Consider the following 11,965-nt stretch of genomic DNA (forward strand, 5'->3'; position numbering starts at 1 on the left):
AAAAACTCTTACCTCTTACTTCGCATTTTATACAAATGGATTTACAACCTATACAGAACGTTTATTTTATAGGCATAGGGGGCATAGGGATGTCTGCCCTTGCTCGTTATTTTAATGCCAATGGCAAAAAGGTGTGTGGTTATGACCGTACCCCCACTGAAATTACTGAAATGCTCGAAAAAGAAGGTATAAAAGTACATTTTACCGATGATGTAAATGCTATTCCCGCCTCTTTTAAAGACAAGCGCACTACGCTGGTAGTATATACACCTGCCGTACCCAAAGACCATAAGGAATTAAACTATTTTCAGCAAAATGGCTACAAAGTAGTAAAACGCTCGGAAGTATTAGGGTTTATCACCAAAAATACATTCTGCCTTGCGGTGGCAGGTACGCACGGTAAAACCACTACTTCAAGTATTCTCGCCCATTTATTAGTGGAAGCAGGAGCCTCAGTAAGTGCGTTTTTAGGAGGGATTGCTGAAAACTTCAACAGCAACTTAGTACTGAAAGGCAGTGAGTACACTGTGGCAGAAGCCGATGAGTTCGACCGTTCCTTCTTGCGACTCTCGCCCAATATAGCTTGTATCACCTCTATGGATGCCGACCATCTCGACATTTATGGCGATAAAGAACACTTGATAGAAGGTTTTAGAGAGTTTGCAGGTAAGATAAAACCAGGTGGAAGTCTTATAGTGCGCAATGGTTTAGATATAGAAGGTGAGACCTATGGATTGGAAGATAATGCCGATTATACTTTCCAAAATATAACGGTAAAGAATGGTATTTACCATTTTGATTTTCATTATAAAGGAGGCGTCTATAAAGACTATACTTTATTGAAGCCAGGAAGACACAATCTACTCAATGCCTTAGCAGCCGTATCGATGGCGGTAAAAGCAGGATTTGCCCCTGAAAAGTTACTCCCTCATTTGGCTACATTCAAAGGTGTGAAAAGGCGTTTCTCATATATTATCAAGGAAGACAACTTTGCCTTTATAGACGATTATGCACATCACCCTTCGGAAATTAATGCGTTGTTCCAAGCGGTAGAGGAGATGTACCCACACACTCCTAAAACTATTGTCTTTCAACCTCATTTGTTCACCCGTACACGTGACTTTTTAGACGATTTTGCAAAAAGCCTATCACAGTTTGACGATGTAGTTCTATTGGACATTTACCCAGCTCGAGAGCTGCCTATTGAAGGTATTACTTCACAAGTATTGTTAGACAAAGTGACGGCTAAACAGAAAATATTGGTGAGTAAAGCAGAATTGATACCTTTATTGCTTAAAAAACAACCAAAATTATTACTTGCTGTAGGAGCAGGCGATATAGGAGCTGAAGTAGAGAAAATTAAAGAAGCTTTTACCGTCGGTCATTAAAATGGCACAGTTGTTGCCTAATCGTTTTACGATATAAAACAAATTAGTAAAACAAAGAATATGATGAAAAATTATGCAACAATGATAGCTGCTGCCTTCCTCGGCGGAGCTATGACCTTAGGAGGGTATAAACTCTTTATAGATAAACACGATGCCAAACAAGAGGCGCTTGATTTGCTCTCACGTCCCGCTTTGGTGCAAACTAATCACACTACTCCTGAAAGAACGGTAGCAGGTGAAACCAACTTTGTGGAAGCAGCTAACAAAACGGTGAATAGCGTAGTGCACGTGAAGAACACTGTAAAATCGCAAGGAGGCGTTACCTCTATCTTCGACCTTTTTTACGGTAATGGAGGTGGCGAGCAAACACAAGTAGGTACAGGTTCTGGGGTTATCATTACTCCCGATGGTTATATAGTAACCAATAACCACGTGATTGCCAATGCTACTACTTTGGAGGTTACCCTCAACAACAATAAAACTTATACTGCTAAACTCATAGGCACAGATGCTTCTTCGGATATTGCCCTACTGAAAATAGAAGCCGACGAAAAACTACCTTTCCTCACCTTTGCGGACTCCGATAATACGCAAGTAGGCGAATGGGTACTTGCAGTAGGGAATCCTTTTAACTTAAATTCTACTGTTACTGCGGGAATCATTAGTGCAAAAGCACGTAACATCAGCGAGCGTGGTAGCGATAAAATAGAATCATTCATACAAACCGATGCCGTGGTGAATATGGGGAATAGTGGGGGAGCTTTAGTAAACCTCAATGGTGATCTCATTGGTATCAATACTGCTATCTCATCTACTACGGGTGTGTATATGGGCTACTCGTTTGCTGTGCCTAGCAATATCGCTAAGAAAGTGGTAGAGGATTTGATAGAATACGGAAATGTACAACGCGGAGTAATGGGTGTACGCGGACAAGGATTAGACTCTGAAGTAGCCAAAAAACTCAACGTCAAAGAAACTGAAGGATTCTATGTGGATTCTGTAGATGATGACTCAGGAGCAGGAGCTGTCGGTCTTAAAAAAGGTGACATTATCAAACAAATCGATAATGTGAAGATACATAAATACTCTGACCTTAGCGGTCACATCGCTTCTAAACGTCCTGGTGATATGCTAAAAGTAACTTATGTACGCGAAGGTAAAGAACGCACTGCTAATATCACACTTAAGAAAAATACTACTTATGTAATACAATCCTTAGGTTTGGAAGTGAAAAACCTTTCAGATACCGACCACAAGCGATTTAAAACTAAAAACGGAGTGAAGGTTACCGCTGCGGGTCAGTTCTATGAGTACAATAATATCAATATAGTGGGGAAAGTGTTGCTTTCAGTGAATGGAAAGACCATTAAAGATGTAGATGAATTGAAAAATATAATGTCTACTCTTTCTTCACGCAATCGCAACTCGTTAGAAATCTTGAACGAAAAAGGAGAAAAAGAAAGATTCTTTTTCTAATATGGTTAAATGGTAAAGGGTATGCTGATACCCTGTAATTGGTTATGTTAATACCCTATACTTTACGGAATGTAAAGTGTAGGGTATTTTTTAATATACAATTACCTTTTAGAATAATAAAACTTTTTATGACTGTAAAGCAAATATTTGCCATCTATATATCGGTAGAGTTTTTGTTCACTGAGGGCTTTTTTGCCTATTCTTCCCGCCGAATTGCTTAAAAATCCTTTATCTAAAATATCCTTAAATAAAATAGAGGATAGCGTATTTTCAATAAGGTCAGTAGGTTGCCATTCTTGCACTGATGAAGTGCGTTTATATCTCGTTTCTTTCAGCAGATTGTCTTCGTTGTCATACTCAAAAATGCTTCTCCCTTCTTCTTCGTTTGGTTTGATGAATAAATACTCAATAAGCTCATTGTTTTTGTTGTAGCGGTACTTATTAGTGTAGTATATCTCGTATGTTTGGGTCTTTTTATTCCAATTCTCTGAAGTAATAGAGGTACTCTGGTTGTTTTCGCCCAATATATTAGTGAGTCTACTCTGATTCTGCCATTTGTTTTGCTCTTTATCCCAAACTTGTACTATATTAGTGAAAATTCTGTTTGTCTTATCTTCTGTATAAGTGATTTTTTGCGTAGGTAGCCACCCATCCTCTCTATAAACATACTGTATAGAGGTTCTTTCATTCTCATTAGGGTGAATATACTCTGTTTTTTCGTCTTCATACCACTCATTATTTCCAAAAGTATAAGTAATCTCCTCTTTAAGGAGCGTATCATTCTCAAACTTTCGTACAATTTTCTTGTCGCCTTGCCACTGCTGGACGTCACTATCCCAAATTTCATCAACAGAAAGCACTGTACGTCCTTTTTCATTCTCGGTATAAGTATTGCGAGTATCTCTAAGCCAACGCTTATTGAGATATTTGTAATACACAGTTTTGGTGATGTGACCTGTTGTATTGCTAACGCGTTTGCTACTGGGGGATAACTTTTTGCCATTTTCATTGAGGTAACTAATATTGATGAGTTTATTTTTCTTTCTCTTAGTTTCATCTTTCTGTATTGCTTTCCATTTTTTACTCAAAGAATCTTGGCGGTAAAAAACATTATAAATCTCATTGTCTTCTTTGTCATTCTTAATAACAGTTTTGGTAGCATAACGCTGGGGAAAAATGTGGTTATTGCCTACTACTAATAAATGTTTTTTAGCGTTATAATGTTGCCAATCTGTAACTTGATAGGCACTACTGAGCGAATCTACCCTATAACCTATATGGTTTATACTATCCAATTGATATTGCTGAGCTTGCACTGAGAATATCCCAAGTATTAGCCCGAAAATAAATGCTTTCATAATAGTTCAATTTTAAATGTTATTTGTATCTCTTGTCTCTATTGGTATTATTAAAATCTCCCGTCGGGAAAGGATATCACCCTGTTGTTTTGCTCCTCCACAGGTGGGAATAATAGTTGCAACTTCCTGAAATAAATCATTGTACGATAATATCGAGGGATATTACCAAAATTTGCTTCATATTCCTCGCCGTTTTCGTCTTCGTTGATGAGTAGCACGCAATTTCTTTCTGCGTCCCACTGATAATGAAAGTACAGATAAGCAACAGAACCGTCCTCGTTGTATTTGCTGTGCTCACCGAGGCTAATTCTCGCAGAAGTTGTCTCTTCGTTACTTACTTTTAGTATGAAATCATCTTTTTGAAGCGTTACGTAGCCATCAGTATTCTTTCCTTTTTGTGCGTAGAAATCTTGAAGTCTTCCATTGGCTAAAAGCGACTTGAAGTTTGCTTCGTTCACTTTTGAAAGATAGTAGATGCGACTGTTGATGAGCTCTTCATAACGCCTGCAAAAATAAGCAAACTCTTTTTCTAAGAACGCAAAATGTGCGGGATGTGATGTTGCAGTCATATCAATCACTCCCTCATCAGTAAAAGTATTGATTGAGGTGTGCAACTCGCCTTTATATACTTGGGCAAGCACACCATATTCTTCATTGTTTTGAATAAAAACAGAATGAGCATCGTAATCAGGGTCGTAAAGGACGCGGTAAAATACATCATTGTCGTCCCACATTTCAAAACGCGGGTGATTGTTTTTGTCAGGTTTACATACAAGCGAGAAGAGGGGCGGATAGGTAAAACGAAGTAAATTCTCTATCGAAATATCGGTATTAGGGAACAGATGTACTTGTTTTTTACTAATTTCATCGCGACGTTTTTGTGTTTCTTCAGGGCTTACGAATATAGTTTCACCTTTGGCTAAAGCAGGGAATATATCATCGTTTATCCAGCATTTCCAGCTCCAAGGGATATAATCTATCTTTAAAATATCGTCTAACGCAAAAGAAAATTCGGGTTTTAAGTACGAAACGAGCTTTTCCCCTAACAAAAGCCCTTCGTAATCATCATCGGTGAGGTATTCGGTAATATCGGCATTGCGTCTTTCTTCAAAACGCTTGTTATCGTGGTTGTAATCAGTTTCCAAGAACACGTAAATGCTGATATGCCCCATCACGGTAAGGCTTCCGTGATTATAATCGCCCCAATAGAATCCCGAAACGCGCAAATCACCGCCTACGAAAATCTCTTGCCCACCGACCACTATATTTTCGGCAGTGAGATTGCCCAAAACCACTAATCCGCAAGAGCCGCAGATTTCGCCATTGTAGATATTGGTGGCCTGCATATTGCCTTTTACGAGGATAAAAAGGGGCAGAGAATCGTAGTCATCGGGGTTGTAGTAAGGAGAAAGCTCATCGACAGCGTCTAAATCCAAAGGTTCGTCCAAAATCCAGTCGCCGTCAATCACGATTACGCGATTTTGCCAACGAGTGTCGTAATGCTCTTTGTAGAGAGACGACTCAGGTAGCTCATCGGCAATCTCGTCATAAGAAGTAGTTCGATAGGGAAGGTTAGAGAGGTTCATAACAAATTATTTTTTATAAGTATCTACGCTGATAAGTGGATTTTCTCCGTTTTTTACCAACTGAAAGAAACGATTGACAGAAAAATAAGAGAAAAGCTCATTTTCTTCCCAAACTTCTGGTCTGAGGAGTTTCCAGCTCTCTTCCAAATAGCCTGTTTCAGGGTCGTGAAGATAGCAATCCTCTTGTTCTGTTTCGTTTTCGGCTTCTACGAATATAAACTCAGTAACCTTACTTTTGTCGGGCATATAGTGTCCAACTTCTACGAAATACGGCGCATTGGTATTGCCTAATACATCAAGCATACCATCATTATACTCGCCATACAGACCAAAGGTAGTATAAAGGTCTTTCATTATGAAGATAGCACCGTTATAGGTGAAGAGATAATCGCAAATCACGTTGCCCGATACCCTTAGATGCAAGTAATTATCATCTAAAATATCACCTGCAACGGTAAGATTTCCATCGATAAAGATACCATAAGCATCGCCTTCCCAGTGTAAGCCTTCCATAAGGTCTTCCGTCCATTGGCGGGTGATGTTGCCTTTTACCAGCACATCGCCTTTGAGGAGCAATAGTTTGTCGTCATCATTCAGATAGATAGGAATTTTAAATTTTTCCTTCGCTTGCTTTACAGTGATAAATTCCTTTTCGGGGATTACGGTTTCGCTCACCTGCGGACGCTGAGCCATACGTGCGGGCATCGCATTGTTGATACGTTGTGCCTTTTCTAATAGGGTTATTACTGACATATCAAATTGTTTTTACAAAGTTACGAATAAATTATTGATAAGTAAAATTAATATTGCTTCCTCCCTTCTTTGGTAGGAATTAAGGAAAGTAAGTTTTTCCCTAATCCATTACTTTTTATAATAATAATGTTCGTTATTATTTGTTACTTTTATGGTATTCCCTCCGTCTATCAGCTCAAAAGCGATGTTGGTAGTGGCTTTTTTGTTGTCATCTGCCTGATAATATTTTCCACCGATATTTATCCACTGGCGAGTGTCATCAATTTCGCGACAACCGCCTGTTTGTGCATTAGGAAATGCAAAATGAGTGGAGATTCTAAAACGGTCTATTCGCAAAAAGCCTTTTTTATAACAATCGTCGCGAGAGGCGTCAATAGTTTTTCCGTGTGTCTCTACTCTCTTTAAAAACCATTTGCCTACGGCGGGGTCGTGAGTATCTTTTCGCCTATATACATAGGTATCTTTCTTCCCATTGGCGTTAGCACTTGGGTAGGAGAGAGAAAGTACGTTGTTTTTGATATGAAACTCCATACTGCCCTTTTGATTATTCTCCTTATTGACATAATTAATTACGTTGCCTTCGGTAGTATAGGTGTGGTTAGTGATATTCCTATCACAATTGCCATTGGATAGCAGACTCACAGCCAGATGTGTGTAGTCGGTTTCAGAGAATGCTACTTCGCTGTCTTGTGCGCATTTATTAGCGAGGTAATGGTCGGTATCCTTAACGGTGAGTGAGACAAAATACCACGTACCTAAAAGGGAACGACTGTCTTCCTCTTCGTTATCTTTCCCACAAGAGGAAACAAATAGAACTGTGGCAATAAGTGCCGAAAAGATAAGTTTTTTCATAATAGATTATTTTTAATTAAATAAAATTTGAATTTACTGTTTTTATTATAGGAAACCTTACCCTTCTTTTCTTCCCTACGCTCCCCCTCTGTGAGAGGGGGCAGGAGGAAGGTTTTACACTACTTCCCTTCCTCTTTTGGTGGTTCGGAGAGAACTTTCCCTCCTGCCTTACGGCGTGCCAATACATCGGCGTAGTATTTACGGCTGTTGTTGAGTACCTCGAGGGTTTTTACGAAAAACTCATCGGATTTTACTTGTGCATTGGCATTGATGTAAGCCGAAAGTTTTTGGTAAATATCGGTGAGCTCTTTTCGCAATCCTTTTACGCTATACACTTCTTTTTGAAGGTCTTTGAGCGAACGATGAGAGAAAAGCTCATTGAATGTCGTGTTAGAAGTTTCCAGCTCACTCAGAAACTCGCCTATCTTCAGAGTCTCTACCTGCGCCTGATATTGTGCCGATTTGAGCGTGCTGATAAGCGTTTTCACGCGGTTGGTTTCCTCTTCGTAAGTGTCCTTTATCACATCTTTATAACCGTCCAAAACCAATTTAATAGCGTGATAGGCTTTTTGTTTAGCCTCTGTTTTGGCGTTGCGATAAGGCTTGATACTGTCTTTCAGGGCTTGCACATCGGCATCACGCACCTTGTCGAGTTCTGATATTTTTTTAGACTCTTCTTTGGCGCGCACTTGTTCAAGCGCCTTGTTATAGACCGGTATTTTGGTGTTGAGACTTTCGTACAGCTCTTTAAACGTAGCGTCTGCCTCCAATGAAATACCTGAGCCCGCAAAATCTTCAAAAAAGCGGGCAATAAACTGACTAAATTCTGCGTTGTGTAGGTTTGCGGTGTGCAACACTACTAATTTGGGTGTTTTCATATCTTACTAATATAAATATTGAATTGATTTTACACGACTATTTTTGGCAAAGGTAATAAAAAAATATCATTCTGTTTCATTTTGTAATGTAAAAATTTCAAAATTATTTTGTTTTTTTTCGCTATCGATTGTGACGGCTTAAAGTAGTTTTGCTTTTGTTCTTCACCAATGCCGACGATGTAAAGCCATTTTGCTTTTTGTTTTCACCATATGTGATGAATTAAAATAGTTTTGCTTTTCGTTTTCACCGTATGTGATGAGTTAAAATAGTTTTGCTTTTCGTTTTCACAGCGTGTGACGGCTTGAAGTGATATTTTTGTAATATAAGAAAAAATATTACCTTTGTGCCATTATAGTTAAAGCCATAATATATGAGTAGAGCTTCTGAATTAAAAAGAATTCAACACCTTAATCTTCCTGATTCTTATAAGGAAGTTCTTACGCAATTTGAGTTTTTTTGTTTATATGAATATGAAGGTAGAGAAATAGAGCTTTGGAGCTTTGCTAATTTGTTTTCTTATATAAACAGAGATTATTATCAATGGGAATTGCTTGAGTATTTTTCGGCTCCTAATGCTGAACATACTTTTACTTTTGGCAGCTCGCACGATGACGCCCGATTGTATTTTGACCTTACTGACTTTTCGGTATGGGAATATTGGCTTGATGATGACTCTACTGATAAAGTGGTAGATAGTTTTGATGAAATTATTTCAAAGGCAAAACTTATAGATAAAGAATAATAAAAGATTTAAGCGATGATACATTATTTAAAAGCAGATGCTACGGTGCCACAAGCCGAAGGAAACATTGTTATCGCCCATATTTGTAATGATATAGGCGCTTGGGGGAAGGGATTTGTGTTAGCACTTTCCAAACGCTGGAAATACCCCGAAAAACAATACAAACAATGGTATAAAGAAGGTGAAGATTTTGCCTTGGGAGAGGTACAATTTGTGTCGGTAGAAGAGAAGATATGGGTTGCAAATCTCATTGGGCAACACAACATATATAAAGATGAAAACGGTGACCCGCCTATTCGTTATGAGGCAGTGAAAAAAGGTTTGCAACAAATAGCCGATTTTGCTTATGAAATAAATGCCAAAGTGCAAATGCCTCGCATAGGTTGCGGATTGGCAGGAGGCTCTTGGGGCAGAATTGAGAAACTTATAAGGCAAACACTTTTAAGGAAAAACATCGAAGTATTTGTTTGTGATTTATAACCTTATTTTTATTTTTTACCTTTTAGCTTTTATCCTGAAAAATAATGAACATCAAACTTCTCGCGGTGGGCAAGACCGATAATCCTGCTTTGCAACAGCTCATTGATATGTATGAAAAACGACTTTCGTATTACATCAATTTTGAATTGCAACTCTTGCCCGATATTAAGAAAAGCAAATCACTATCGGAAGAGCAACAAAAAGCAAAAGAAGGGGAGCTTATCCTCGGCAATGTAGCTTCGTCTCATCATCTGATACTCTTAGACGAACGTGGCAAAGAGTTTACTTCAGTAGCTTTTGCCGATGAATTACAAAAGAAAATGAATGCCGGCATCAAGCAACTCACCTTTGTGATTGGGGGACCTTATGGTTTTTCAAAAGAAGTATACGACCGTGCTAATGGCAAGTTATCACTTTCCAAACTCACCTTTTCACACCAAATGATACGCCTATTTTTTGTAGAACAACTCTACCGTGCTTTTACGATTCTCCGTAATGAGCCCTATCATCATCAGTAATTAAGGTTGTGGTGTTGTTACTGTTTTAGGAGCTTCTTCACCATCTAATTTCTTAACTTTAAGGAATGATTCGTGTTGTTCGATAGCCATTTCTATTTTAGCTACAATTTCTTCAACCGTATCATTTTCGTAATCTATTTGCAAAGGCGATTTGATAATCATCGATTGTTGCACTCCTTTCTTTTTGATGTTTATTCCCTTTTTATCAAACGAGCGACGGAATCCATCGATTACGATGGGCACCACCACAGGTTTGTATTGCTTGATGAGGTGTGCAGTACCCTTGCGGATAGGTTTCCACGGCGAGGTAGTGCCCTGTGGGAAGGTAATCACCCAACCATCGGCAAGGGCGATACCTATGTTTTCCACGTCGGCTTGGCGGACTTCGCGATGTATTTCTTTCCCTTTTTCGCGCCAAGTTCTGTTCACCGGTATAGCTCCTGCGTAACCTAATATTTTGGGCAGAATCCCTGATTTCATAGTCTCGGAAGCCGCCACGTAATAAATGTTGAGTTTTGGGTTCCACAGATAGCCCATATTATCCAAGGTATCTTTACGACCTTTAAGACTTGCGTTGAACACGTGAAACATAGCTGTTACGTCGGCGAAATAAGTCTGGTGATTTGAAATGAACATCACATTCTGTGGTGGCAATTCGCGAATAACGTCCGAACCCTCAATCTTCAGTTGGTTAAAACCATCATACCTGCTGTGAGTAAGGATACCAAAAACGCGGATGAGCCATCGTTTTACGAAAAGTGTATGTCCGAAAGGGTCTTTTTTAAATAAAGGCATTGTTCAATTTTTTGATTAGGTGATGAGCTAAAAAGTCAATTACTATAGTAACAAATTAACCCATTAACTCATCAGTTTAGTTTATTGAAAAGTCTCTCTTGCCATCTGCATAGTATTCTTTGTATTTGTTGTAAATCTTCACAGTTTCTTGGGCATTTCCCAGCCGTGAAAAGTTATTACAAATATTAAAGTTTAGCTTTTAGTTTTTCTATAAGCTTGGGAACAACTTCAAAAGCATCGCCTACCACGCCGTAATCGGCAGCTTTAAAGAAAGGAGCCTCGGCATCGGTGTTGATAACCAGCTTTACTTTTGAGGCATTAACCCCCGCCAAGTGTTGTATAGCCCCTGAAATGCCAATGGCAATATACAAGTTAGGCGCAACGGGTTTCCCTGTTTGTCCTACGTGCTCAGCGTGTGGACGCCAACCCATATCGGCAACAGGCTTAGAACAAGCGGTGGCAGCGCCGAGTACTTCGGCAAGATCTTCGATTATGTGCCAATTCTCGGCGGCTCTTAGTCCGCGTCCTCCTGATACCACAATAGAGGCATCGTCTAACGGTACTTTTCCTGTAGCCTTCTCGGTAGCGATTATCTTTATATCGAAATCACTATCTGAAAGGGTAGGGGAGAAGGGTTCTACAATTGCCGGAGTAGGATTTTCTTTTACTCCGAAGGCATTAGGAGCTAATCCTACTATTTTTATAGCTGTTGTGATTTTGTTTAAACTTACGGCTTTGTTAGAAAAGGCATTACTCTTAATAGTAAAATCGTTTTCAGGGAGTGAAATGGCGTTAGGTACATAACCTGCTTGTAAAGAAGTGGCTAATAAAGGGGCAATATTCTTGGCTTGCGACGAGGCGCTGAAAAGCACCGTTGTACTCCCTTCTTTCTTCACTACCTGTTGTAATATTTGTGCTACAGCCTTCGCCGAAAAGTGTTGTAGCTTTTCATCGGCTACGTTCAATACTTTATCAATACCATAAGTGCCTAACATTTCAGGATTATCAATGTTGATAGTTACTGCTACTATTTTGGTATTTTGTTTCTGAGCAAGAGTTTTGGCATAAGTAGCCACTTCATAACTACTTTTCTTTACTTTTCCGTTTTCGGAATCTATATATATGAGTATGGACATTT

The 11,965-nt window shown here is 39.1% G+C and carries 12 protein-coding genes; 5 read left to right on the forward strand and 7 right to left on the reverse strand.

What is annotated here, in order from left to right; all coding sequences use genetic code 11:
- Positions 1-35 precede the first annotated feature (35 nt).
- On the forward strand, positions 36-1,388 hold the full coding sequence (gene murC / locus HMPREF1528_RS08550; RefSeq protein WP_016479434.1) for a UDP-N-acetylmuramate--L-alanine ligase: 1,353 nt from the start codon (positions 36-38) through the stop codon (positions 1,386-1,388).
- A 60-nt stretch (positions 1,389-1,448) separates the two neighbouring features.
- Complete coding sequence (locus HMPREF1528_RS08555) at positions 1,449-2,864, forward strand: S1C family serine protease (protein ID WP_016479435.1); 1,416 nt, start codon at positions 1,449-1,451, stop codon at positions 2,862-2,864.
- Positions 2,865-2,965: 101 nt separating this feature from the next.
- Here the strand turns inward: HMPREF1528_RS08555 and HMPREF1528_RS08560 are convergent, their stop codons facing one another.
- From HMPREF1528_RS08560 to HMPREF1528_RS08580, 5 genes are all read right to left on the reverse strand, one after another.
- Positions 2,966-4,222 (reverse strand): hypothetical protein, encoded by a 1,257-nt coding sequence (locus HMPREF1528_RS08560; protein WP_016479436.1) that lies wholly within the window; start codon positions 4,220-4,222, stop codon positions 2,966-2,968.
- 50 nt (positions 4,223-4,272) lie between these two features.
- Positions 4,273-5,808: a hypothetical protein gene (locus tag HMPREF1528_RS08565; protein WP_016479437.1), complete on the reverse strand. Its 1,536-nt coding sequence runs from the start codon at positions 5,806-5,808 to the stop codon at positions 4,273-4,275.
- 6 nt (positions 5,809-5,814) lie between these two features.
- On the reverse strand, positions 5,815-6,561 hold the full coding sequence (locus HMPREF1528_RS08570; protein WP_016479438.1) for a hypothetical protein: 747 nt from the start codon (positions 6,559-6,561) through the stop codon (positions 5,815-5,817).
- Between the two features lie 108 nt (positions 6,562-6,669).
- Positions 6,670-7,413 (reverse strand): lipocalin family protein, encoded by a 744-nt coding sequence (locus HMPREF1528_RS08575; RefSeq protein ID WP_016479439.1) that lies wholly within the window; start codon positions 7,411-7,413, stop codon positions 6,670-6,672.
- Positions 7,414-7,532: 119 nt separating this feature from the next.
- Positions 7,533-8,291 (reverse strand): DUF6261 family protein, encoded by a 759-nt coding sequence (locus HMPREF1528_RS08580; RefSeq protein WP_016479440.1) that lies wholly within the window; start codon positions 8,289-8,291, stop codon positions 7,533-7,535.
- 371 nt (positions 8,292-8,662) lie between these two features.
- Between HMPREF1528_RS08580 and HMPREF1528_RS08585 the strand changes: the two genes are divergently transcribed.
- From HMPREF1528_RS08585 to rlmH, 3 genes are read left to right on the forward strand one after another with little or no spacing between them, the layout of a single operon-like run.
- Positions 8,663-9,034, forward strand: a complete 372-nt coding sequence (locus HMPREF1528_RS08585) for an SMI1/KNR4 family protein (protein ID WP_016479441.1) — start codon at positions 8,663-8,665, stop codon at positions 9,032-9,034.
- Positions 9,035-9,049: 15 nt separating this feature from the next.
- Entirely contained in the window at positions 9,050-9,514 is a 465-nt protein-coding gene (locus HMPREF1528_RS08590; protein WP_016479442.1) for a macro domain-containing protein, read from the forward strand.
- A 44-nt stretch (positions 9,515-9,558) separates the two neighbouring features.
- Entirely contained in the window at positions 9,559-10,032 is a 474-nt protein-coding gene (gene rlmH, locus HMPREF1528_RS08595) for a 23S rRNA (pseudouridine(1915)-N(3))-methyltransferase RlmH (RefSeq protein ID WP_016479443.1), read from the forward strand.
- Here rlmH and HMPREF1528_RS08600 read toward each other — a convergent pair whose 3' ends face one another.
- Complete coding sequence (locus tag HMPREF1528_RS08600; protein WP_009410140.1) at positions 10,033-10,827, reverse strand: lysophospholipid acyltransferase family protein; 795 nt, start codon at positions 10,825-10,827, stop codon at positions 10,033-10,035.
- 185 nt (positions 10,828-11,012) lie between these two features.
- Positions 11,013-11,963 (reverse strand): electron transfer flavoprotein subunit alpha/FixB family protein, encoded by a 951-nt coding sequence (locus tag HMPREF1528_RS08605; protein WP_016479444.1) that lies wholly within the window; start codon positions 11,961-11,963, stop codon positions 11,013-11,015.
- Positions 11,964-11,965: the final 2 nt, after the last annotated feature.

The sequence above is a fragment of the Capnocytophaga sp. oral taxon 336 str. F0502 genome, assembly GCF_000411575.1.
Classification (GTDB): domain Bacteria; phylum Bacteroidota; class Bacteroidia; order Flavobacteriales; family Flavobacteriaceae; genus Capnocytophaga; species Capnocytophaga ochracea.

Bases quoted from the DNA above. Each gene is read 5' to 3' on its own strand.
- HMPREF1528_RS08605 (WP_016479444.1), bottom strand. From the start codon at position 11,963: ATGTCCATACTCATATATATAGATTCCGAAAACGGAAAAGTAAAGAAA.
- HMPREF1528_RS08585 (WP_016479441.1), top strand. From the start codon at position 8,663: ATGAGTAGAGCTTCTGAATTAAAAAGAATTCAACACCTTAATCTTCCT.
- HMPREF1528_RS08590 (WP_016479442.1), top strand. From the start codon at position 9,050: ATGATACATTATTTAAAAGCAGATGCTACGGTGCCACAAGCCGAAGGA.
- rlmH (WP_016479443.1), top strand. From the start codon at position 9,559: ATGAACATCAAACTTCTCGCGGTGGGCAAGACCGATAATCCTGCTTTG.
- murC (WP_016479434.1), top strand. From the start codon at position 36: ATGGATTTACAACCTATACAGAACGTTTATTTTATAGGCATAGGGGGC.
- HMPREF1528_RS08570 (WP_016479438.1), bottom strand. From the start codon at position 6,561: ATGTCAGTAATAACCCTATTAGAAAAGGCACAACGTATCAACAATGCG.
- HMPREF1528_RS08555 (WP_016479435.1), top strand. From the start codon at position 1,449: ATGATGAAAAATTATGCAACAATGATAGCTGCTGCCTTCCTCGGCGGA.
- HMPREF1528_RS08575 (WP_016479439.1), bottom strand. From the start codon at position 7,413: ATGAAAAAACTTATCTTTTCGGCACTTATTGCCACAGTTCTATTTGTT.
- HMPREF1528_RS08565 (WP_016479437.1), bottom strand. From the start codon at position 5,808: ATGAACCTCTCTAACCTTCCCTATCGAACTACTTCTTATGACGAGATT.
- HMPREF1528_RS08600 (WP_009410140.1), bottom strand. From the start codon at position 10,827: ATGCCTTTATTTAAAAAAGACCCTTTCGGACATACACTTTTCGTAAAA.
- HMPREF1528_RS08560 (WP_016479436.1), bottom strand. From the start codon at position 4,222: ATGAAAGCATTTATTTTCGGGCTAATACTTGGGATATTCTCAGTGCAA.
- HMPREF1528_RS08580 (WP_016479440.1), bottom strand. From the start codon at position 8,291: ATGAAAACACCCAAATTAGTAGTGTTGCACACCGCAAACCTACACAAC.